The organism is Paraburkholderia acidisoli, from assembly GCF_009789675.1.
In the GTDB taxonomy this organism is placed as follows: domain Bacteria; phylum Pseudomonadota; class Gammaproteobacteria; order Burkholderiales; family Burkholderiaceae; genus Paraburkholderia; species Paraburkholderia acidisoli.
Genome location: NZ_CP046914.1, coordinates 1,550,998 through 1,570,052 on the forward strand (window position 1 = coordinate 1,550,998; position 19,055 = coordinate 1,570,052).

The 19,055-nt window shown below is 67.8% G+C and carries 20 protein-coding genes and 1 riboswitch; of the genes, 10 read left to right on the forward strand and 10 right to left on the reverse strand.

What is annotated here, in order from left to right; genetic code table 11:
• Window positions 1–203 precede the first annotated feature (203 nt).
• Window positions 204–665 carry a vWA domain-containing protein gene (locus FAZ98_RS20985; protein ID WP_407672089.1) on the forward strand — a complete coding sequence of 154 codons (462 nt, stop codon included), beginning with the start codon at window positions 204–206 and terminating at the stop codon, window positions 663–665.
• A gap of 31 nt (window positions 666–696) precedes the next feature.
• Here FAZ98_RS20985 and FAZ98_RS20990 read toward each other — a convergent pair whose 3' ends face one another.
• Both FAZ98_RS20990 and FAZ98_RS20995 read right to left on the reverse strand, forming a co-directional pair.
• The gene (locus FAZ98_RS20990; RefSeq protein ID WP_158953399.1) at window positions 697–1,662 is read right to left on the reverse strand and encodes a flagellar brake protein; all 966 of its coding nucleotides are present in this window, start codon (window positions 1,660–1,662) and stop codon (window positions 697–699) included.
• A 186-nt stretch (window positions 1,663–1,848) separates the two neighbouring features.
• Window positions 1,849–2,340 carry a GNAT family N-acetyltransferase gene (locus tag FAZ98_RS20995; protein WP_158953401.1) on the reverse strand — a complete coding sequence of 164 codons (492 nt, stop codon included), beginning with the start codon at window positions 2,338–2,340 and terminating at the stop codon, window positions 1,849–1,851.
• A 92-nt stretch (window positions 2,341–2,432) separates the two neighbouring features.
• On the opposite strand from FAZ98_RS20995, the gene FAZ98_RS21000 reads away from it, so the two are divergent.
• Both FAZ98_RS21000 and FAZ98_RS21005 read left to right on the forward strand, forming a co-directional pair.
• Window positions 2,433–3,383: a LysR family transcriptional regulator gene (locus tag FAZ98_RS21000; protein ID WP_158953403.1), complete on the forward strand. Its 951-nt coding sequence runs from the start codon at window positions 2,433–2,435 to the stop codon at window positions 3,381–3,383.
• Window positions 3,384–3,657: 274 nt separating this feature from the next.
• Window positions 3,658–3,918: a DUF1488 family protein gene (locus FAZ98_RS21005; RefSeq protein ID WP_158953405.1), complete on the forward strand. Its 261-nt coding sequence runs from the start codon at window positions 3,658–3,660 to the stop codon at window positions 3,916–3,918.
• Between the two features lie 66 nt (window positions 3,919–3,984).
• On the opposite strand, the gene cobJ is transcribed toward FAZ98_RS21005, so the two are convergent.
• The 4 genes from cobJ to cobG are packed head-to-tail and all read right to left on the reverse strand — an operon-like array spanning window position 3,985 to window position 8,535.
• Window positions 3,985–5,754 carry a precorrin-3B C(17)-methyltransferase gene (gene cobJ / locus FAZ98_RS21010; RefSeq protein ID WP_158953407.1) on the reverse strand — a complete coding sequence of 590 codons (1,770 nt, stop codon included), beginning with the start codon at window positions 5,752–5,754 and terminating at the stop codon, window positions 3,985–3,987.
• The gene (locus tag FAZ98_RS21015) at window positions 5,742–6,473 is read right to left on the reverse strand and encodes a precorrin-2 C(20)-methyltransferase (protein ID WP_158953409.1); all 732 of its coding nucleotides are present in this window, start codon (window positions 6,471–6,473) and stop codon (window positions 5,742–5,744) included. Before FAZ98_RS21015 ends, cobJ begins: the two co-directional genes overlap by 13 nt.
• Entirely contained in the window at window positions 6,474–7,100 is a 627-nt protein-coding gene (locus FAZ98_RS21020) for a precorrin-8X methylmutase (protein WP_158953411.1), read from the reverse strand.
• Window positions 7,093–8,535, reverse strand: a complete 1,443-nt coding sequence (gene cobG, locus FAZ98_RS21025; protein WP_199272401.1) for a precorrin-3B synthase — start codon at window positions 8,533–8,535, stop codon at window positions 7,093–7,095. Before cobG ends, FAZ98_RS21020 begins: the two co-directional genes overlap by 8 nt.
• Window positions 8,536–8,627: 92 nt before the next feature.
• Window positions 8,628–8,819: riboswitch (cobalamin riboswitch) on the reverse strand.
• A 72-nt stretch (window positions 8,820–8,891) separates the two neighbouring features.
• Between cobG and cbiE the strand changes: the two genes are divergently transcribed.
• From cbiE to cobM, 3 genes are read left to right on the forward strand one after another with little or no spacing between them, the layout of a single operon-like run.
• On the forward strand, window positions 8,892–10,190 hold the full coding sequence (cbiE, locus tag FAZ98_RS21030) for a precorrin-6y C5,15-methyltransferase (decarboxylating) subunit CbiE (RefSeq protein WP_233272808.1): 1,299 nt from the start codon (window positions 8,892–8,894) through the stop codon (window positions 10,188–10,190).
• The gene (locus FAZ98_RS21035; RefSeq protein WP_158953417.1) at window positions 10,187–10,957 is read left to right on the forward strand and encodes a cobalt-precorrin-6A reductase; all 771 of its coding nucleotides are present in this window, start codon (window positions 10,187–10,189) and stop codon (window positions 10,955–10,957) included. Before cbiE ends, FAZ98_RS21035 begins: the two co-directional genes overlap by 4 nt.
• Window positions 10,954–11,685 carry a precorrin-4 C(11)-methyltransferase gene (cobM, locus tag FAZ98_RS21040; RefSeq protein ID WP_158953419.1) on the forward strand — a complete coding sequence of 244 codons (732 nt, stop codon included), beginning with the start codon at window positions 10,954–10,956 and terminating at the stop codon, window positions 11,683–11,685. The genes FAZ98_RS21035 and cobM overlap by 4 nt, the downstream gene beginning before the upstream one ends.
• 15 nt (window positions 11,686–11,700) lie before the next feature.
• Here cobM and FAZ98_RS21045 read toward each other — a convergent pair whose 3' ends face one another.
• Window positions 11,701–12,147 (reverse strand): MarR family winged helix-turn-helix transcriptional regulator, encoded by a 447-nt coding sequence (locus tag FAZ98_RS21045; RefSeq protein ID WP_158953421.1) that lies wholly within the window; start codon window positions 12,145–12,147, stop codon window positions 11,701–11,703.
• A gap of 91 nt (window positions 12,148–12,238) precedes the next feature.
• Here FAZ98_RS21045 and FAZ98_RS21050 point away from each other — a divergent pair, with 91 nt between their 5' ends.
• Both FAZ98_RS21050 and FAZ98_RS21055 read left to right on the forward strand, forming a co-directional pair.
• The gene (locus FAZ98_RS21050; protein ID WP_158953423.1) at window positions 12,239–12,604 is read left to right on the forward strand and encodes a YciI family protein; all 366 of its coding nucleotides are present in this window, start codon (window positions 12,239–12,241) and stop codon (window positions 12,602–12,604) included.
• 12 nt (window positions 12,605–12,616) lie between these two features.
• Window positions 12,617–13,234 carry a glutathione S-transferase family protein gene (locus FAZ98_RS21055; RefSeq protein ID WP_158953425.1) on the forward strand — a complete coding sequence of 206 codons (618 nt, stop codon included), beginning with the start codon at window positions 12,617–12,619 and terminating at the stop codon, window positions 13,232–13,234.
• 97 nt (window positions 13,235–13,331) lie between these two features.
• Here FAZ98_RS21055 and FAZ98_RS21060 read toward each other — a convergent pair whose 3' ends face one another.
• Window positions 13,332–14,807, reverse strand: coding sequence for a sodium:solute symporter family protein (locus FAZ98_RS21060; RefSeq protein WP_158953427.1), 1,476 nt, complete (start codon window positions 14,805–14,807; stop codon window positions 13,332–13,334).
• Entirely contained in the window at window positions 14,804–15,019 is a 216-nt protein-coding gene (locus tag FAZ98_RS21065; RefSeq protein WP_158954108.1) for a DUF3311 domain-containing protein, read from the reverse strand. The genes FAZ98_RS21060 and FAZ98_RS21065 overlap by 4 nt, the downstream gene beginning before the upstream one ends.
• Window positions 15,020–15,370: 351 nt before the next feature.
• Between FAZ98_RS21065 and FAZ98_RS21070 the strand changes: the two genes are divergently transcribed.
• Both FAZ98_RS21070 and FAZ98_RS21075 read left to right on the forward strand, forming a co-directional pair.
• Window positions 15,371–16,087: a MarC family protein gene (locus tag FAZ98_RS21070; protein ID WP_158953429.1), complete on the forward strand. Its 717-nt coding sequence runs from the start codon at window positions 15,371–15,373 to the stop codon at window positions 16,085–16,087.
• 91 nt (window positions 16,088–16,178) lie between these two features.
• Window positions 16,179–17,012, forward strand: a complete 834-nt coding sequence (locus tag FAZ98_RS21075) for a class II glutamine amidotransferase (RefSeq protein WP_158953431.1) — start codon at window positions 16,179–16,181, stop codon at window positions 17,010–17,012.
• A gap of 19 nt (window positions 17,013–17,031) precedes the next feature.
• On the opposite strand, the gene FAZ98_RS21080 is transcribed toward FAZ98_RS21075, so the two are convergent.
• On the reverse strand, window positions 17,032–19,011 hold the full coding sequence (locus FAZ98_RS21080; RefSeq protein ID WP_158953433.1) for a PAS domain-containing hybrid sensor histidine kinase/response regulator: 1,980 nt from the start codon (window positions 19,009–19,011) through the stop codon (window positions 17,032–17,034).
• Window positions 19,012–19,055 lie beyond the last annotated feature (44 nt).

Consider the following 19,055-nt stretch of genomic DNA (forward strand, 5'->3'; position numbering starts at 1 on the left):
CCTTCGCACAAGGCGGCGTCCGGCGGCGCAACGATCCAGGTCCGGGCTTTGGCCGCAGCACGTCTGGCGGCTCGCGCGACGACGCGTCGAGCCGGCGCATCGCGTGGCCGCCCACGCTCGCGGCCAAACGCGGCGCGGCGCTGCAAACGCAGCATCTACGCTTCGCCCGGCGCCAGCCCGCATCGCGCGCGTTGCATTGCTTCGTGCTCGATTGCTCCGCGTCGATGCTCGCGCGCGGGCAACTCGCGCTTGCCAAGGGGCTATTGATCGCACTGTTCGATCGCGCGCGCGCCGAACGCGCGGAAGTCGCGTTGATCGCGTTCGGCGGCGCGCGGGCGGAATGGCGCTTCGGCCCGGCGGTGCCGCGCTGGTGGAACGAACGCTGGATCGAGCCGATCGGCGGTGGCGGCGGCACGCCGCTCGAAGCGGGCGTGCAGCGCGCCGCGCGGTTGCTCGACACGGCGCGGCGCCGCGATCCGGCGCGCGCGCAGCATCTCTGGCTATTCAGCGACGGCCGCGTGACGCAATGGCCCGCGCGGCCGCGTCATGCCGATCATGTGCGCGTGATCGACTGCGAAGCGGGCGCGGTGCGAGTGGGGCGTTGCGAGGCGCTGGCGCAAGCGTGGGACGGCGAATATCTCGACGCGCACGCGTTGCTCGCGTAGCACGCTGATCGACGTAAAAACAACGCGCAAATCAGCGCACGCTGCCGGTCCAATACAGCACGTCGTCTTGCCGATCGAACACGTAGACCTTCATCGCCATTTGCTCGGCGGGGGTGAGGCGATCGAGCTCGAGGCCGAGCGTGGCGTTGCCCGTGGCGGCCTCGGTCTGCACGTTGCGGACCACGGCCGTGGTGGCGATGGACGTGACCGCGCCGCCGGAACGCAGCTCGAAGGCCACGCGCAAACGCTCGCCGACCTTGCCCAACGCCCACGCCGCGCTCACGGAAATACCGAGCGCGCTGATGCCGCGCGCGATCGCCACGCCGTCGTATTGCTCGCCTTCCTCGCCAATGCCGTAACGCACCGGAAATTGCGCGCGCACGCGAATCGAACGACGCTCGCGCAAACGGCGAATGTTGGCGGGCTTCGAGAGCACGAGATAATCGAACGGCGTCTGGCACAGCCCTTCCACGGTGCACACGAAGCGGTACACGGCCTGGCTCGCAATGGCGACGATCTCGACGTTCTCGCTGGGCGTGATCGGCACCGGGCGCCCTTCGGCGATGGGCAGGGTGACGAACATGGCGTCGTTGGGCGCGAGGCCGATGAGGCGGCACGGATGCATGGGCGCGCCGCTCGCGCCCATTTGCGGGCGCAGCCCCATCAACGCGCCGATCGTCAGGTGCATGTCGCGCGCGTTGGTCGCCGCGCCGCTTTCCGCCGATGCTGCGGCATTCGACGGTTTGGCGCTGTCTTTCGCCGTTTCGGCCGCGGCTTCGGTCACCGGCTGGTCGCCGCGATACGGCGCGAAGTGCTGGAACAGGAACTTGTGCTCCGCCTCGTTGACGATCACGGCGGCGCGCTCGAGCAGCAGCGTGCCGTCGCGGTCGACGACCGGCCATGCGAGCGGCTCGTTGAGCGGCACGGCGTCGGGCGTGAGGGGGGCGATGTCGGTGGCGGCTTCTGCGTTGGCGTCGATAGCGGTGGTCTGGGTCATGGTGGCGATGGACGAGTCACACGGCATTACTGCGAGATTGACTTCGGGCCCTGCTTCGGGCGTTACTTCGCGGGATTATCTCGTTTACGGCGAGCCCGGCGCGAAGTTTAGTTCAGTCGCCATTTTCATGCGCCCTGCGTGAAAGCGCCGCGAAAGCCCGGCCGGGCGCGCGGTTCAGCGGTCCGCTCAGAGGTCCATCACCATTTCGTGCCACGCCATGCCGCCGTGATCCGACGAAGACGGCCGCACGTAGCGATACCCCATGCGCTCGTACAGCGCGACATGGCGGTCCTTGCACATGAGATGGATCGACCGCTTGCCGAGCGCGCGCATCTGCGCGACGAAGGTCCGCATCATCGTCGAGGCATAGCCGTTGCCCTGTTGCGCCGGGTCGATCACCACCGACATGATGACGACGTTGGGCGCGTCGGGATCGTGGCCCACGAGTTCCTTGAACGATTCGTCGGACATGACCACCTCGTGCGCGCAGCCGCCGTTGATGAAGCCAATGAGTTCGCCGTCCAGCTCCATCACGAGAAAGCCTTGCGGATACACCGCGATGCGCGTGGCGATCTTCGCATGCGTGGCCGCCTCGTCGCCTTCGTAAGCGGTGGTTTCGATGGCGAAGCAGCGGTCGGTGTCGGCGGGAACGGCGGGGCGGAAAGTGGGTTGCGTCATGAGCGGAAGGCGGATGTGAATCGGTCGAGACAGCATGATAAAAGCGATGCAGAATGCACGCACTGCATTGTTTTCATTCGAGGCTGTACGTTATGCACGAAACATTGCGGCGCATCGACCTGAATCTCCTGCTCGTCTTCGATGCGCTGTTCCGGCACCGCAGCGTTGTCGCGGCCGCGAACGAGTTGTCGCTGAGCGCGTCCGCGTGCAGTCACGCGCTTTCCCGGCTGCGCGGCGCGCTCGACGACGAGTTGTTCGTGCGCTACGGCAGCGCCATGCAGCCCACGGTGCGCGCCGGGCACATGGCGAGCGGCGTGCGCGAGGCGCTCCAGATGCTCACGGGCAGCCTGGGCGAGGCAGGGCCGTTCAAGGCCGCGACGAGCCGGCAAACCTTCGTGTTCGCGGCCACCGACTTCACGGCGTTCGCGGTGTTGCCGCGTTTGATCGCCGCGCTCGAACGCACGGCGCCCCACGTGCGCATTCGCGTGGTTTATTCGAGCGAGCGCGAGTCGCTCGACGAACTGGCTTCGGGCCGCGTGCAATTCGCGCTCGGCTTCACGGAGCACGACGCCGAACGACCCGCGGGACTCGACGCGCTCGATTGTTTCGCCGACGACTACGTGGTCGCGGTGCGCGCGAAACATCCGCGCATCAAGAAGAAACTTTCACTCGCGCACTATCTCGCGGAGCGTCACGTGGTGGTGACGCCGTGGAGCAGCGAGGGCAGTGTGATCGACGCCGCGTTGCTCGAACAGGGCCATGTGCGCGACGTGGCCGTGCAATTGCCGAGCGTGATGGCCGCGCCGTTCATCGTCGCGAATTCGGACATGCTTCTTACCTTGCCGAGGCGCGCGGCGTTGCAGTTCGCCGATGCCGCCAGCGCCACGGCACTCGTGCTGCATGCCACGCCGTTCGCGGCGCCGCCTTACCGGCTCAACGTGTTCTTTCACAAGCGCCACGCCAGTTCGCCCGCGCATCGCTGGATGCGGGAGAAATTACTGACTGCGCTGAACGAGACGCCGCAAGACAAATCGGCGCGCTGACATCATAGTGACACCGTTAATGCAGTCGTCCGCGCAATGTGGGACGATGGGCGTTCGCGTCACTCAGGCAATCTCATGCAGTCATTCCAGCTATAAAAAACCTCCGGCCCTGATATTCAAGGGCCGTTCTGCATTCGGCGCGAGTTCGGGGAATCGCGAATGGCAGTAAGCATCAGGCTCGCACGGGTCCGTTGCTTGCTAAATTCGTGGGAGGTGCCGGCTGGCTGCGCGCCGTCCGGTCCAGATGTATCCGCCAACTTAACGGAGGACAACGATGCGGATCGAATTTACGAATCGCCGTCACACGGTGGCTGCCGCGCGTGTTGCGTTCGAAGCGCAAGTCGACAATCGCGCGGTCTGGTGCAGCGTGTCGCTGGATGCACTCAACGACTCCTGCGGTAACGAAGGTACCTCGTCGCATTCGCTATTGAGTGCGTTCGAGGCCAATCGGCCCACCATCGAACGCGCTGCGCGCCGCGCGCTCGAAAAGAACGGCGGACAATCCGTCGAGTTGGAAACGCGCGATCTAGGCTGATCGCCGCGTGCGCCCGGCGCGTGGGTCGTACCCACCGCGCGCCGGGCGCGAGACCTCTCCCTGCTTTCACGTCGCCGTATCGTCTTGCGGATACCAGCGCGGCGTGTAGATCCACTCGCCCTGTTCATCGCCCACGCGCCTGAAACCGCGCGTCATCGACGATCCCACGATCACCATCGTGCGCATGTCCACGTCGCTCGAACGCAGCGCGCCGAGTGTGGTCGCGCGTAGCGTTTCGGCGGGACGCCCCACGTCGCGGCCGAGCACCACGCGTGTGTCGCCCGAACGCACGCCGCGAATCACGTCGAGCGCGCGATCGAGTTGCCACGGGCGCGCGCGAGAGATCGGGTTATAGAACGCCATGACGAGATCGGCCTGCGCAGCATGCAGCAGGCGTGTTTCGATCACGCTCCACGGTTTGAGGTTGTCCGAGAGCGAGATCATGCAGAAGTCGTGGCCGAGCGGCGCGCCCACGCGCGCGGCCGTTGCGAGCGCGGCCGAAACGCCCGGCACGATCGCGAGTTCCACCGCATGCCAGCGCGGGTCCTGTGAGGCCTCGAGCGCTTCGAGCACGGCGGCCGCCATGGCGAACACGCCCGGGTCGCCGGACGACACCACGGCCACGCGCCGCCCTTCGCAAGCCATCTCGAACGCGTGACGCGCGCGCTGCAGCTCCTCGCGATTGTCGGTGGCATGGCGACGTTGTTGCGCGCGCAACGGTCCTGCCATTTCCACGTAGGTGGCGTAACCGACGATATCGGTGGCGTCGTCGAGCGCGGCGCGGGCGGCGGGCGTGAGCAGATCGGCGCGACCGGGACCGAGGCCGATCACCGTGAGCTTGCCGCGCGCGCGGCCGATGGCGAGCGGATCGACAGGCGCGCTGGCCACGGTCAGGGCGATGCCCGCGTCGTTCGCGGCGATGCGTTGCACGTTTGCCTCGTTTGCCTTGTTTGGCGCGAGGCCGGCGGCGATCGCGGTGTCGAGCCCCGCGCCGATATCGCCATCGATATCGGCATCGACAAAACGCAGCGGCACGTCGAGCGCGGCGGCCGCGTTCGCGAGCGACGCATCGCCCATCAACGTTGCGGGCGCAACGATTGCGGCGAGCGCCTGCCGGGCGAGGCCGTGCGCTTGCAGCGTGCGCTCGACGGTGGCCGCGAGTGTGGCGTCTGGCACGGCCACGGCACCTAGCGCCGCGATCACGCTGCGCGGATGGATCACGAGATCGGCGGGGTTGCCGTCCCACGCCTGCGCGCTCACGCGTATCGCATGGCGCGCGTGCGCGTCGCGCGGCAGGTCGACGTGGTCGAGCCAGGGCGCATGGCCGTCGATGCGCGTGCGGTCGCCCGCGAGCAGATCGGAAACAAAGCGCTTGCCTTGCGCGAGACTCGCGAGCGCATAGCCCGCGGGCGGATTGAGCAGGCAGGTGCCGAAGCGCAATTCGCCGCTCGTGGTGATCGCGGGCGCGACCGCGAGCGCCGCGCCAATCGTGCGCGCCATCACGTTCACACCCGTGAGACCGCCGAGCAGCGGCACGACCGCGCTGCCGTCCTCGGCGAGCGCGAGGACGGGCGGCTCCGCGCCCTTGTTCGCGAGCAGCGGCGCGAGGCAGCGAATCACGATGCCGGCCGCGCACAACGCGATGATCGGCAGGCCGCGCGTGTAGCAGTCGCGCAAATGCGCGCCGAGTTCGGCGAACGCGACATCGCCGCTCACGCGGTCCTGCAGGGCGTGAATCCGCGCGCCTTCATAGAGCGCTTTCACGCGCTGCGCCGTGGCCAGCGCGCCCGGCCCGAGCACGATGATGGCGGGCGGCGTCGCGCTTACGCCTGCCATTTCGCCCCCGGCACCACGAGCAGGGAAAAGTACGGCGACGCCATCGGATCGACGTCGTCGAGCGGCACGATGCGCTGATTCGCCATGGTCGCGCGCTCGACATACAGCGCGCGCCGCGCGAGTCCGAGGTCGCCGAGCACGCGGCGCACTTTCTCGAAGTTGCGGCCGAGTTTCATGATGACGGCGGCGTCCGCGTCGGCGAGACGGCGGCGCAGTTCGTGTTCGGGCAATACGCCCGAAAGCACCGAAAGACTCTGGTTGCGATACACGAGCGGCACGCCGAGCACGGCCGCGCCGCCCAGCATCGAGCACACGCCCGGCACGACTTCGGCTTCGTAGCGCGCGGCGAGCCGGTCATGCAGATACATGTACGAGCCGTAGAAGAACGGATCGCCTTCGCAGATCACGGCCACGTCGCGGCCGGCGTCGAGATGGCGCGCGACGACTTCGGCGGCGCCGTCGTAGAAGTCGGCGATGATCGCTTCGTACGAGAGCGGCGGTTCGAGCGCTTCGGTCGTCACGGGATACACGAGCGGCAACTGCTCCTGCTGCTCGCCGAGATGCGCTTCCACGATGCCGAACGCGTTGCCCTTCTTGCCCTTCGCGACGAAATACGCCACCACGGGTGCGGCTTTCAGCAGGCGCACGGCCTTGAGCGTGAGCAGTTCGGGGTCGCCAGGACCCACGCCGATGCCATGCAGGCGACCTTTCTGGGCCATTTATTCGGTCTCCGAAGCGAGCGCGTTCACGGCGGCGGCGGCCATGGCGGAACCGCCGCGCCGCCCGTGCACGACCACGAACGGCACGCCGTGGTTCTGCGCCGCGAGTTGCGCCTTCGATTCCGCCGCGCCGATGAAGCCCACGGGAAAGCCCAGGATCAACGCGGGACGCGGCGCGCCGGCCGCGATCATGTCGAGCAGATGAAACAGCGCCGTGGGCGCATTGCCGATGGCGACGACGCTGCCGGCGAGATGCGGCCGCCACAATTCGAGCGCCGCCGCCGAGCGCGTGTTGCCGAGTTCGCTTGCGAGCGCGGGCACGGCGGGATCGTCGAGCGTGCAGATCACCGCGTTGTTGGCGGGCAGGCGCGCGCGCGTGACGCCGAACGCGACCATCTTCGCGTCGCAGAGAACGGGCGCGCCGTTCGCGAGCGCGGCGCGGCCCGCGGCGCCCGCATGCGCGGAGAACGCGAGGTCGGCGGCCACGTCGACCATGCCGCAGGCGTGGATCACGCGCACGGCGAGTTTTTCGAGGTCGGCGGGAATGCGCGAGAGGTCGGCTTCGGCGCGAATGGTCGCGAACGACTCGCGATAAATCGCCTGGCCGTCGCGGATGTAATCAGACATCGGTGTTGCTCCGGGTGCGCCGCGCGAGCAGGGGCGCGGCGGCTTCGATCGTCAGGTTGGGCGCGACGAGGCGGCCGAAGCGGGCGGCTTTCTCATCGACATCGTCACGCCGGTAAAGGTCGTAATGGCCGGGCGCGCACGCAAGCAGCGTGAACGTCGCGCGATGGGCGGCGGCGCACGAGCGCTCGCAGCCGCTCAGGTGGACTTCGGCGGCGTTGGCGTCGTGCGGCAGCAGGGCGGCGAGGCGGTGCGCGTCGGCTTTGGTGTCGGCGTGGCTTTTCGCGCAGCCCGGCGAGCCCGCGCAGGCGATCAGCCGCGCGAGCGGATGCGCGCGCGTGACGACGAGACCGAGCGCGTCGAACGCGGCGAGCACGGCGGGCATTGCCTGCGCGCTCACGTTCGGCATTAGCAGGCCTTGCCACGGCGTGACGCGCAGCGTGCCGTCGCCGTGCGTTTGCGCGAGCGTGGCGAGCGCGTTCAGCGTGGCCGCCTCGATGCGGCCGAGCGCCGGTTGCGCGCCCACGTAGCCGCTGCCGTCCGGCTGCAGCGCGTGCGCGCCGAGGCGTAGCGCCGCGTTCGTTGCGGTGGCGCGTGGGCGCGTTGCTTCGTCGCGGCGATACGGCGCGAGCGCGAAACCCGCATGCCCGCGCGCGCGTTCGAGCAGCGCGTCCATCGCGTTTGTAGCGTTCATCGCATTCGTCGCGGCGATGTCGCGCATGCGCTGGATGCGGCTGTCGTTATCGGCGAAATCGAGGAACGCGTGCAGCAGCGCCCGCACCGTCGCGCAAATGTCGCTCGCGGCCAGCGTGCCGAGCGGCGTCTCTCCCGGACAGCCCGCGAGACCCAGCGCATAGTGCGCTTGCCCGGCATCTTCCGCCTCGCGCGGCAGCGCCGCGAGCCAGATGTCGTGCGGATGCGCGCGCTCCGCGAGGCGTTCGCCGCCGTCGAGCAGCAGCGCGAATTTCGGCGAGAGCGCGGCAAAACGCGGCTCGCCCTGCAGCATGTCGATGAGCGCGGCGGCCAGTGGCGCGGTGTCGTGCGCGTGCGGATCGAGACCCGCGAGCGGGCTTTGCATCACGTTGCGCAATTCGTCGGCGACGCAGGTTTGCGCGCGCGTGCTCGCGGTATCGGCGCCATGGAGGCCATGAGGGCCGAGACCCGCCGCGATCAGCGCCGCGCTCAAGGCCGCTTCTTCGCTCGCGCGCACGCCGCGAATCTGCACGTTGGCGCGATTCGTCAATTCGAGCACGCCGCGCGCATGCGTCAGCGCGGCCGCGGCGAGCGCGCGCGCGGCTGCCGCGCGCAGCACGCCGCCGGGCAGGCGCACGCGGCAAATGCCGCCGTCGCGCGCGGCGACCACGCGCACGAGGCCCGGACACGCGGAAGGGCGGATCGCGGCGTCGGCGGCGGACGTGAGTGTGGAATCGGGCTTCAAGGGCATGGCGCAAACGCGTCGCTTCGGCGCACGGGCGTGCGTCAGGCGGCGCTACAAAAACACCCAGCGGTACACCCCGCCCGGCATGGGTACGTTCAACGGTTCGGCCGGCAGGTCTCCTGGCTCGCAGGTCGCGAACCGCATCGGCCTTCCCGGTAAAACCAGTGGCTCGGGTGGATGCGGTCTCGCTGCTCACAGTCGCGGGGGCGGCCACAGCTTCGCTGTGTTCCCTTTTGAGCCTTCACGCTTTTCAGCCTGAAGGCGCCGGCGGAAGCGGTATTATGCCCGTTTTCATGCGCGTCCCGGCCAGCGAACGGCTTGCGGGCGCGCGGCACGACCCCGAAAACGGAGAGCGGATGCAGGGCAAGGCGTGGCTGACGGTGATCGGCATTGGCGACGACGGATATGCGGGACTCGCGCGCGAGGCAAGGCGCGCGCTGTTCGACGCGGCTATCGTGACGGGCGGCGCGCGGCATCTCGCGATGCTGCCCGCGCGCGTGCGGGCGCGCCGCGAGGCGTGGCCGCAGCCGTTCAGCGTCACAGCGTTGCTGGCGTATCGCGCGGCGCATGTCGATGTCGAGGCCAATGTCCATGCGGCCGCCGATGCGAATGTCGATGTCGATGCCGATGCGGAAAACCACGCGAAGCACGGCGTGTGCGTGCTCGCGAGCGGCGACCCGATGCTGTTCGGCGTGGGCGCGACGCTCGCGCGCCATCTCGCGCCCGGCGAAATGCGCGTGCTGCCCGCGCCTTCGTCGCTCTCGCTCGCGGCGGCCCGGCTCGGCTGGGCGTTGCAGGACACGGCCATGGTCTCGCTGGTCGGCCGTCCGCTCGACGCGTTGCGCCGCCAGCTCTACGCGCGTTCACGCGTGCTCGCCTTGAGCGCCGACGGCCGCACGCCCGCCGCGCTCGCCGCGTTGCTCGCCGAAGCCGGTTTCGGCGCAACGCGTCTGACCGTATTCGAGCATCTGGGCGGCCCGTGCGAACGCCGTATCGACGGCCGCGCCGATGCCTGGCATGCCGGCGAAGTCGCGGCGCTCAATCTCGTCGCGTTCGAATGCGCGAGCGAGACGCCCGCCGTCGCGCAAGCCTGGACGCTTACGCCCGGCCTGCCCGACGAGGCGTACCGGCACGACGGCCAGCTCACGAAACGCGACGTGCGCGCGCTCACGCTCGCGCGCCTCGCGCCCACGCCCGGCGCGCTGCTGTGGGACGTGGGCGCGGGTAGCGGCTCCATCGGCATCGAATGGCTGCGCGCGCACGCCGCGTGTCGGGCGATCGCGATCGAGGCGAACGCAGAACGTCAGCGTTTCATCGAACACAATCGCGCGGCGCTCGGCGTGCCGGGGCTGCAACTCGTCGCGGGCCGCGCGCCCGATGCGCTCGCCGGACTGGCCACGCCCGACGCGGTATTCATCGGCGGCGGCGTGACGGTGCCGGGCGTACTCGAGTCGTGCTGGGCGGCGCTCGCGCCGGGCGGCAGGCTGGTGGCGAACGCGGTCACGGTGCAAAGCGAAGCCGCGCTCGTGACGTGGCGCGCGCAGCATGGCGGCACGCTCACGCGCCTCGGTATCGGCGAGGCGGAACCGCTCGGACGTTTCGACACGTGGCGCCAGGCGCTGCCCGTCACGCTCTACGAAGCCGTGAAGCCATGACGGCGCGCATCCTGCTGCTCGGCGGCACCGGCGACGCGCTCGCGATCGCGCGCACGCTCGCCGCGCCGCACGTGTATTCGCTCGCGGGCCTCGGCCGCGTGCCCGCCGATCTCGCGTGCGAGGTACGCGTGGGCGGTTTCGGCGGCGCGCCGGGCCTCGCGCGTTATCTCGCCGATCAACGTATCGCGCTCGTCTTCGACGCCACGCATCCGTACGCCGCGCAAATCAGCGCCAACGCGGCGCAGGCGTGCGCGAGCGCGCACGTGCCGTATTGGGCGCTGCGGCGCGCGCCATGGCAAGCGCAGGCCGGCGACGACTGGCGCCAGGTGGACGGCTGGAACGGCGTGACACACGCGCTCGACGCGTTCGCGCGGCCGCTGTTCACGCTCGGGCGCGAGCCGCTCGCGCATCTGCATGAAGTCCCCGCGCATCAGCATTGGACGATCCGTTGCCTCGACGCGCATGCGGGTCACGAGCACGCCCGCGTGATCGACGCGCGCGGGCCGTTCACGCGCGAAGGCGAGCGCGCGTTGTTCGCGGCGGCGCGCATCGACGTGATCGTCAGCAAGAACAGCGGCGGCGCGGCGACGGAAGCGAAACTCGCCGTCGCGCGCGAGATGCGGCTGCCCGTGGTGATGATGCGGCGTCCGCCGTTGCCGCCCGCGCAGCGCGAATTCGAGTTGGCGCAAGACGCCGTGCGGGCGCTTGCCGATTTCCACGCCACGCCGATTCCACTTCACACGCAAACGCGGAGTTCCGAAGCATGACCGTCTATTTTATCGGCGCGGGGCCGGGCGATCCCGAGTTGATCACCGTGAAAGGCCAGCGTCTCGTGCGCACGTGTCCCGTGCTGCTCTACGCGGGCTCGCTCGTGCCGCCCGCCGTGCTCGACGGTCATCGCGCGCACAAAGTGGTGGATACCGCGCCGCTCACGCTCGACGAAATCGTCGCGTTGCTCGCGGACGCGCATCGCAACGGCTTCGACGTCGCGCGCGTGCACTCGGGCGACCCCTCGCTATACGGTGCGATCGGCGAGCAGATCCGGCGCCTGCGTTTGCTCGGCATTCCTTATGAAATCGTGCCCGGCGTGACAGCCACGGCCGCCTGCGCGGCGGCGCTCGGCACCGAACTCACGCTGCCCGGCATTTCGCAAACGCTCATTCTCACCCGCTACGCGACCAAAACGGCGATGCCCGAGGGCGAGGCGCTCGGCGATCTCGCGCGTCATAAGGCGAGCATGGCGATCCATCTGGGCGTGCGGCATATCGCGCGCATCGTGGAGGAACTGAAGCCGCATTACGGCGACGATTGTCCGGTCGCCGTGATCTATCGCGCGAGCTGGCCCGACGAGGAACGCGTGACAGGCACGCTCGCCGATATCGCCGCGAAGGTGCAGGCCACCGACATCGAGCGCACGGCGCTGATTCTCGTGGGCCGCGTGCTCGCGGCAGAAGGTTTCGCCGATTCGACGCTCTACGGCGCGTCCAAACGCTAACGCCGCGAACGCGCGTCAGGAAAGCGCGCGTAACTGCGCGCGCAAGGTGTCCACTTCGCCGGGGGCAAACGGTTTTTCGATGGCCTCGTGCGTTTGCTGCCACAGCGGAAACGCTTGCGCGAGCAGGCGATGCCCCGCGGGCGTGAGACTCAGCAGGCGGCTGCGCTTGTCTTCGGGGTCCGGTTCGATCACCACCAGATCGCGCCGCTCCAGCGGCTTGAGCGCCGCGGTGAGCGTGGTGCGATCCATTGCCAGCAAGGACGCGACGTCTTTCATCGTGGGCGGCTCGGGCCGGTTCAGCGACATCAGCAGCGAGAATTGCCCGTTCGTGAGATCGAGCGGGCGCAGGACTTCGTCGAAGATACGCGCGAGATTGCGCGCCGCGCGCTGCATGTGCAAACACAGGCAGCAATCGCGCACCAGAAGCGTGGTCTCGAAAGGGAGGTTTTTCTCGCGTGCCATGTTGCAATTGTGTTGATATCAACCTATTGTGTCAAGGCAAGCCGGGCGACGGCCGTTGCCCGCTCCCTTTGACGAATCGGACGGAGGACGCATGAGCGATCAGACCTTGTTTCTCGCGGTATTTCTCGGCGGCAAAGACAACCCGCGCATGAAGGCGTGGATGGCGCTGCCCGAAGCGGAGCGGCGCGCAAAGGAGAAGGAGGGCATTGCCGCGTGGCATGCGTGGGTCGAGCGTCACAAGGCGCAGATCGTGGAGATGGGCGGCCCGCTCGGCAAGACGAAATCCATCAGCGAGCGCGGTATCGTCGATACGACGAACCTGCTCACGGGCTTCACCGTGTTGCGCGCCGAGTCGGCCGAAGCCGCCGCGAAGCTGTTCGAAAACCACCCGCATTTCGCGCTGTTTCCGGGCGAATCGGTGGAGGTCATGCCGGTGTTGGCCATTCCCGGCGCGTGAGCGGAGGCCGTCATGAGACTTTACGGATTTGCGGGCACGCGCGCGCAACGCGCGCTCTGGGGCCTCAAGGAAGTGGATGCCGATTTCGAATACGTCTCGGTCAATCTGCTCGAAGGCGAGCACAAGCGGCCCGAATATCTGCGTATCAATCCGGCGGGTAAGGTGCCCGTGCTGATCGACGGCGACCGCGTGATTCCCGAGTCGGCGGCCATCGTGCTGTATCTCGCGGAGAAGTATCCCGAGAAGGCGCTGTTGCCCGACAGCCTCGAAGATCGCGCGCAGGCGTACCGCTGGACGATGTTCGCCGTGACCGAGCTGGAGCAGCCGTTGTGGCGCATCACGCGGCATATGATCCTGTATCCGCCGGAAAAACGCCTGCCCGCCGACATCGCGCTCGCCCGCGAGGACTTCGTCACGATGGCGGCGATTCTCGACACGCACCTCGAAGGGCGCGAGTTCATCGTCGGCAACCGGCTTTCGGTGGCCGACTGCGTGACCGTGTACTTGATGGACTGGGCCAACGAGTTGCAACTGCTCGACGGTTTTCCGCGTTTGCAGGCGTATATGGAGCGGCTTTACGCGCGCCCCGAGGCGCCGCAGCGCATTGCCGAAGCGCGCAAGGCGGCCTGAAAACCCGTCGGCCGGATCACCGCGAAGCGATCCGGCCGGCTGGGTCAGGATGTCGAAGCAAACGCTCAGGTCACGTCAAGCGCGTCAATCAAGCCATTCAGTGCGCACCCGCGTGTTCGCGGTCGACATGCGCGCGCGGCTGCGTCACGAGGCTCACGGCCGCGAGCACGATCACGTTGACGAACAGCGCGAGGAAGCCGATGTTGACGTCCTTCAGGCCGTCGGGCGCGAACGGCAGCAGTTGCGCGACGCTCAGCTTCATCAGCGTGATGACGACCACCACCAGCACGCCCGCGAGAATGCCGCAGAACGCGCCTTGCTTCGTCACGCGATTGCGCGCCGCGAGGCTGCACACGAGCGCCGGAAACAGCTGCGTGACGAAGTTGTAGCCCATCAGCAGCAGCGCGACGATGGTGTCGCCGCCGCGCAGCGTGAACGCCACGGCCACCAGCGCGATCACCGGCACGAAGTAGCGGGCGAGACGCGCCACGCGGGCGTCGTCGGCGTTCTTCATGAGGCCGCCGCGGTAGATGTCGTTGGCGATCAGCGTGGAAGCCGTGGTGAGGATCATCGAGCCGGGCACGAGCGCGGTGAGCACGCCCGCCGCGCCGATCACGCCCACGAACCACGGGTCGAAGGTTTGCAGCGAAAGGCGGAACAGCGAGAGGTCGATGTCGCCGCCCTTGAGGCCCGGCACCTTCAGCACGGCCGCGAATCCGCAGAAGAACACGAACAGCAGGATCAGCTGGTACAGCGGCAGGATCATCGCGTTGCGGCGGAAAATGCGGTCGTTCTTCGCAGTGTACACCGAGCCGAACGTGTGCGGCCACATGAAGAAGCCGAGCGCCGTGAGCAGCACGGTGGACTGAAACCACGCCACGCTCTGGCCTTTGGGCGCGAAAGTGAGGAAGCCGGGCTTGGCGGCGTCGATGGCGCGGAACATTTCGCTCATGCCGCCGTAATGGTGGATCGGCAGATAAATGCCCAGAAACACGGCGATGGCGAGAATCATCGTGTCCTTGACGACCGAATTCCACGCGCAGCCGCGCACGCCGGAAACGATCACGTAGGTCGTGACCACCACCGCGCCGATCCAGATCGCTGCCGTGGACGACACCGCGCCATACGAGGCCGTGGTCACGATGATGCCGAGGCCCTTCAGTTGCAGCACGAGATACGGCACCAGCGCGAGCACGCCCACGCAGGCGACGAGCACGCCGAGCGCCGGGCTGTGATATTTGCTCGCGAAGAAATGCGGCTGCGAAAGCAGACGATGCTGCTTCGCGTAGCGCCAGATGGGCGGCAGCATCCAGTACGACAGCACGTAGGCGAGCGTGCCGTAGCAGAGAATGTAGTAAGTGGGCGCGCCCTTGCCGTACGCGAAGCCGCTGCCGCCGAGAAAGGTGAACGTGGTGTAGATCTCGCCCGCCATCAGCAGGAACACGAACGCGGTGCCGAAGCTGCGCCCGCCCACCGACCATTGTTCGAGATTCATGTCGTGGCCGCGCCGCGCGCGCATGCCCAGCCCGAGCGCGACCAGCGTAATGGCGACGATGATGACGAGCGCGCTCATGAACGCACCTCTTCTGCGGTGTCGAGCGGCAGGCGGTTGGTCGGGTCGAGCCGATAGATCAGACCCATGATGACGGCGGTCAGCACGACCCACAGGACGATCCACGCCAACACCAGCGGCATGCAGAGCACGAGGGGCTCGGTGCGGTTGACGAACGGTACGCCGAGCAGGATGCCGATGAAGGGCAGGGCAGCGAGCAACCTCAGTGACATGGCAACTCCTCTTTCGTATGAGAAGAAAACAAACGTCGCGCCTGGGTGCGAGGCAATCCACTCTATGCTCGCGAACGCGCCCCGTAAAGAAGCCAAAATTATCGAAGAGCCGCCTGAAACCATGCTGCGTTGCGGTACATCGGGGCCCGCCGCGGGCCCGCGAGCGAAGGCTGCCGCGATGGTGCGCCGCGCCGGAATGACGCCGTTCATTCATGCCGCGAGCCGATCCAGTTACACTTCTCGCAGCCTCGATTCCCGCCGCGATCCGCGCTGTGATCCTTGTCGATCCGCACCTCGGTTTGCAGGTCGATCCTGATCGGTCGCGCGCGGGCTCACATCGGAAACGCCTCCATGATCGAAAGCCTCATTTCAGACATCCTGTTCGGGTTCACCGGACTCATCAGCATCATCAATCCCATCGGCATTGCCTTTGTCTTTCTCGACCGCACCTCCACGCTCAGCGACGAACAGCGCCGCCTGCTCGCCAAGAGCGTGGCCATCAACGCGTTCTTCGTGCTGCTCGCGGCGTTCTTCGTCGGCACGCCCGTGCTGCATTTCTTCGGCATTTCCATGGAAGCGCTGCGTATCGGCGGCGGCCTCGCCGTGGCCGTGAGCGGCTGGCAGATGCTCAACGCGCCCGAGCCGGAACCGCGCCCCGCGATGGACGACGTGGCGCTCGCCGACACCGCCATCGTCGATACCGAAGGCAATCCCGCGCGCGCGCCCGCGCCGCCCGGCAACGCGTTTTTCCCGCTGACGATTCCGCTCACCACGGGCCCCGGCTCGATCGCCACGGCCATCGCGCTCAACGCGAACCGCACGCACAAGCTCTCGGCGTGGCTGCTGTCGAGTTTCGCGTCGATCGTGATTTCGGCGCTCGTGATGGTGGTGATCTATTACGTGTACAGCCGCGCGGCGCGTCTCGCGAATTATCTGGGCGTGGAAGGCACGCGCGTGGCCATGCGCATTTCGTCGTTTCTGCTGCTGTGTATCGGCGTGCAGATCATACTCACGGGCCTGACCGGCTTTCTCACGCCAATCGCCGACCTGCGCAACGCCGCGCCTTGAGGTGCGGGGGGCGCCAGCGGGTGCGAGACAGCGCCGAAAGCGCCTGCATGCCATTACTTGCTGCCATCACTTTGCTACGAAGGAGTTCGCCATGTGCCGCTGGCTCGCTTACACGGGCAACGCCGTGCCGCTCGAAACCGTGCTGTTTCGCGCGCGCCATTCGCTGATCGACCAGAGCCTGCATTCCACCAAGGGCGCGACCACCACGAACGGCGACGGCTTCGGGCTCGGCTGGTATCAGCATCCGCACGACATTCCGTACCGCTACCGCAGCGTGCATCCGGCGTGGAACGACCGCAATCTGCGCGAACTCGCGCGCGCCGTGACCGCGCCCATGTTTCTCGCCCACGTGCGCGCGGCCACGCATACGCCTGTGCAGGAAACCAACTGCCATCCGTTCCGGCACCGGCGCTGGATGTTCGCGCACAACGGGCTGATCCAGGGCTTTCCGCTGATGCGGCGCGAGTTGCTGGTGGCGATCGACCCGGGCCGCTTCAACGCGCTCGAAGGCTCGACCGACTCCGAGGCCATGTTCTATCTGGCGATGACGTTCGGGCTCGAGGCCGATCCCGTGAAAGGGCTGGAGCGCATGGCGGGTTTCGTCGAAGCGGTGGCGCAGAAGCACGGCATCGAGCCCGCGCTGAACATGACCGTGTGCGCGAGCGACGGCGAGCAACTCGTGGCGGTGCGTTACTCGACCGAGCGCAACTCGCGCTCGCTCTATCACAGCACCTCGTTTCGTCATTTGCACGAGCTGTATCCCGACGACCCGCGCATCGCGGCCGTGGGCGACGACGCCTATCTGATCGTCTCGGAGCCGATCGTCGATTTGCCCGAGGCGTGGGCCGAGGTGCCGGAGTCGACGGCGATCGTGGTGCGCGGCGCGGAAATCGACTACCGGCCGTTCGTGCCGGTCATGCCCTGAGGCGCCAGGAGACGCGGCGTTAGGGCAGGCGCCGCGCGGCGGCGAGCGCGAGCACTTCGTCGAACAATTCCACGTCGACGGGCTTGACCAGATGCTTCTCGAAGCCCGCCGCGCGCGTTTGCTCGACGTCGGCGGCCTGGCCGAAACCGGTCATCGCGGCGAACAGCGTGTTGCCGAGCGCGGCCACGGTGCGCAGCTCGCGCAAGGTCGCGTAGCCGTCCACCTCGGGCATGGCGATGTCGATCAGCGCGGCGTCGGGCGTGAAGCCGTTTACCGTTTCGCGCGCCTGCCCGGCGCTGTAGGCGGCGCGCACGTCGTGGCCCTTGAGTTCGAGCAGCATCGCGAGGCTGTCGGCGGAATCGCGGTTGTCGTCCACAATCAGCACGCGCAGCGCGGGCACGCCGTTTTCCGCGAGCGCCGCGAGTTCGGCCACGCTGCCGGTGAGTCGGACCGGCAGCGCATGCGTGGCGGCCCGGGCGAACGGCAGGCGAATGGTGAACGTGCTGCCCGTGCCGGGGCCGTCGCTCGTTGCCGAGATCGTGCCGCCGTGCAGTTCGACCAGCGAGCGGCACAGCATCAGGCCGATACCGAGGCCGTTTTCGATGGGGCCGGGCATCGAGCGATCCTGGCTGAACAAGCCGAAGATCGCTTCGAACGTGCCGGGGCGCAGGCCGCGTCCTTCGTCGCGCACCTGGATTTGCAGTGCGCGCGGAATCGCCTGCACGTCCACGACGATCACGCTCGCGTCGGGCGAGAATTTCGAGGCGTTGTGCAGCAGGTTCTGCACGACCTGCACGAGGCGCGTGTGATCGCCCGTCATGCTGAGCGGCGTGGCGGGCAGGCGCACCTCCACGCGCTGGGCGCGCGCGGCGGTGAACGGTTGCGCGGCGGCGATCGCATGCGCGATCACATCGGCCACGTCGAGCGGCGCTTCGCGCAGTTCGATCTTGCCCGAGGTGATGCGGCCCACGTCGAGCAGATCGTCCACGAGCCGCGTGAGATGCGTGATCTGGCGGTCGATCATCTCGCGCGCGCTTTCGATCTCGGGGCTGGGGCTTTCCATCAGCCGCATGGTGGCCACGGCGTTGCGCACCGGCGCGAGCGGGTTGCGCAGTTCGTGCGCGAGCATGGCGAGGAACTGCTTCATCTGCTCGCTCGAATGCTCGAGTTCGTCGTTGCGGCGGCTTTCGGTCATGTCGCGCGTGACCTTCGCGAAGCCCGTGAGATGGCCGTGCCCGTCGCGCACGGCCGTGAGCGTCACGGCGCCCCAGAACATCGAGCCGTCCTTGCGCACACGCCAGCCTTCGGTCACGAAACGGCCGCGCTCGCGCGTGAGGCGCAATTCGCGCTCGGGAATGCCAGCGGAAATGTCTTCGGGCGGGAAGAACACCGAAAAATGCTGGCCGACGATTTCCGCGGGCCGGTAGCCGTTGAGGTTCGTCGCGCCCGTGTTCCAGCTCACGACGCGGCCTTCCGGGTCGAGCATGAAGATGGCGTAATCGCTCACGCTTTCCACCAGCAGGCGGAAGCGTTCTTCGGACAGCCGCAGCGCCTCGACCTGGCGGCGCTCGTCGGTGAGGTCGCGCGTGACTTTGGCGAAGCCGCCGAGCGTGCCGTCGTGCTCGCGTAGCGCGGTGATCACCACGTTAACCCAGAACATCGAGCCGTCCTTGCGCACGCGCCAGCCTTCGTCCATGAAACGGCCGTGCAGCGCGGCCTGTTCGAGTTCGTGCTCGGGCCAGCGGCGCGCGTTGGCTTCGTCGGTATAAAAACGGGAAAAATGCTCGCCGATGATCTCGTGCGCCGCGTAGCCCTTGATGCGTGCGGCCCCGCGATTCCAGCTCACGACGCGGCCTTCCTTGTCGAGCAGAAAGATGGCGTAATCTTCGATGGGCTCGACGAGCGCCTCGAAGCGGCGCCCGCTGTGGCCTTCGGGCGGCGGGGAGTGGGTTGGCGGTTGGCTGCCGTGCAAGGCGATGCCGGAATCGGGCGTCGTCATGATCTTCGGTTCGAAATGAGGCTTCTCGTTTGCACTGCCCGCGC

Excerpts from the sequence above, each read along its gene's own strand:
- FAZ98_RS20990 (WP_158953399.1), bottom strand. The coding sequence starts at position 1,662 with ATGACCCAGACCACCGCTATCGACGCCAACGCAGAAGCCGCCACCGAC.
- FAZ98_RS20995 (WP_158953401.1), bottom strand. The coding sequence starts at position 2,340 with ATGACGCAACCCACTTTCCGCCCCGCCGTTCCCGCCGACACCGACCGC.
- FAZ98_RS21000 (WP_158953403.1), top strand. The coding sequence starts at position 2,433 with ATGCACGAAACATTGCGGCGCATCGACCTGAATCTCCTGCTCGTCTTC.
- FAZ98_RS21005 (WP_158953405.1), top strand. The coding sequence starts at position 3,658 with ATGCGGATCGAATTTACGAATCGCCGTCACACGGTGGCTGCCGCGCGT.
- cobJ (WP_158953407.1), bottom strand. The coding sequence starts at position 5,754 with ATGGCAGGCGTAAGCGCGACGCCGCCCGCCATCATCGTGCTCGGGCCG.
- FAZ98_RS21015 (WP_158953409.1), bottom strand. The coding sequence starts at position 6,473 with ATGGCCCAGAAAGGTCGCCTGCATGGCATCGGCGTGGGTCCTGGCGAC.
- FAZ98_RS21020 (WP_158953411.1), bottom strand. The coding sequence starts at position 7,100 with ATGTCTGATTACATCCGCGACGGCCAGGCGATTTATCGCGAGTCGTTC.
- cbiE (WP_233272808.1), top strand. The coding sequence starts at position 8,892 with ATGCAGGGCAAGGCGTGGCTGACGGTGATCGGCATTGGCGACGACGGA.
- FAZ98_RS21035 (WP_158953417.1), top strand. The coding sequence starts at position 10,187 with ATGACGGCGCGCATCCTGCTGCTCGGCGGCACCGGCGACGCGCTCGCG.
- cobM (WP_158953419.1), top strand. The coding sequence starts at position 10,954 with ATGACCGTCTATTTTATCGGCGCGGGGCCGGGCGATCCCGAGTTGATC.
- FAZ98_RS21045 (WP_158953421.1), bottom strand. The coding sequence starts at position 12,147 with ATGGCACGCGAGAAAAACCTCCCTTTCGAGACCACGCTTCTGGTGCGC.
- FAZ98_RS21050 (WP_158953423.1), top strand. The coding sequence starts at position 12,239 with ATGAGCGATCAGACCTTGTTTCTCGCGGTATTTCTCGGCGGCAAAGAC.
- FAZ98_RS21055 (WP_158953425.1), top strand. The coding sequence starts at position 12,617 with ATGAGACTTTACGGATTTGCGGGCACGCGCGCGCAACGCGCGCTCTGG.
- FAZ98_RS21060 (WP_158953427.1), bottom strand. The coding sequence starts at position 14,807 with ATGAGCGCGCTCGTCATCATCGTCGCCATTACGCTGGTCGCGCTCGGG.
- FAZ98_RS21065 (WP_158954108.1), bottom strand. The coding sequence starts at position 15,019 with ATGTCACTGAGGTTGCTCGCTGCCCTGCCCTTCATCGGCATCCTGCTC.
- FAZ98_RS21070 (WP_158953429.1), top strand. The coding sequence starts at position 15,371 with ATGATCGAAAGCCTCATTTCAGACATCCTGTTCGGGTTCACCGGACTC.
- FAZ98_RS21075 (WP_158953431.1), top strand. The coding sequence starts at position 16,179 with ATGTGCCGCTGGCTCGCTTACACGGGCAACGCCGTGCCGCTCGAAACC.
- FAZ98_RS21080 (WP_158953433.1), bottom strand. The coding sequence starts at position 19,011 with ATGACGACGCCCGATTCCGGCATCGCCTTGCACGGCAGCCAACCGCCA.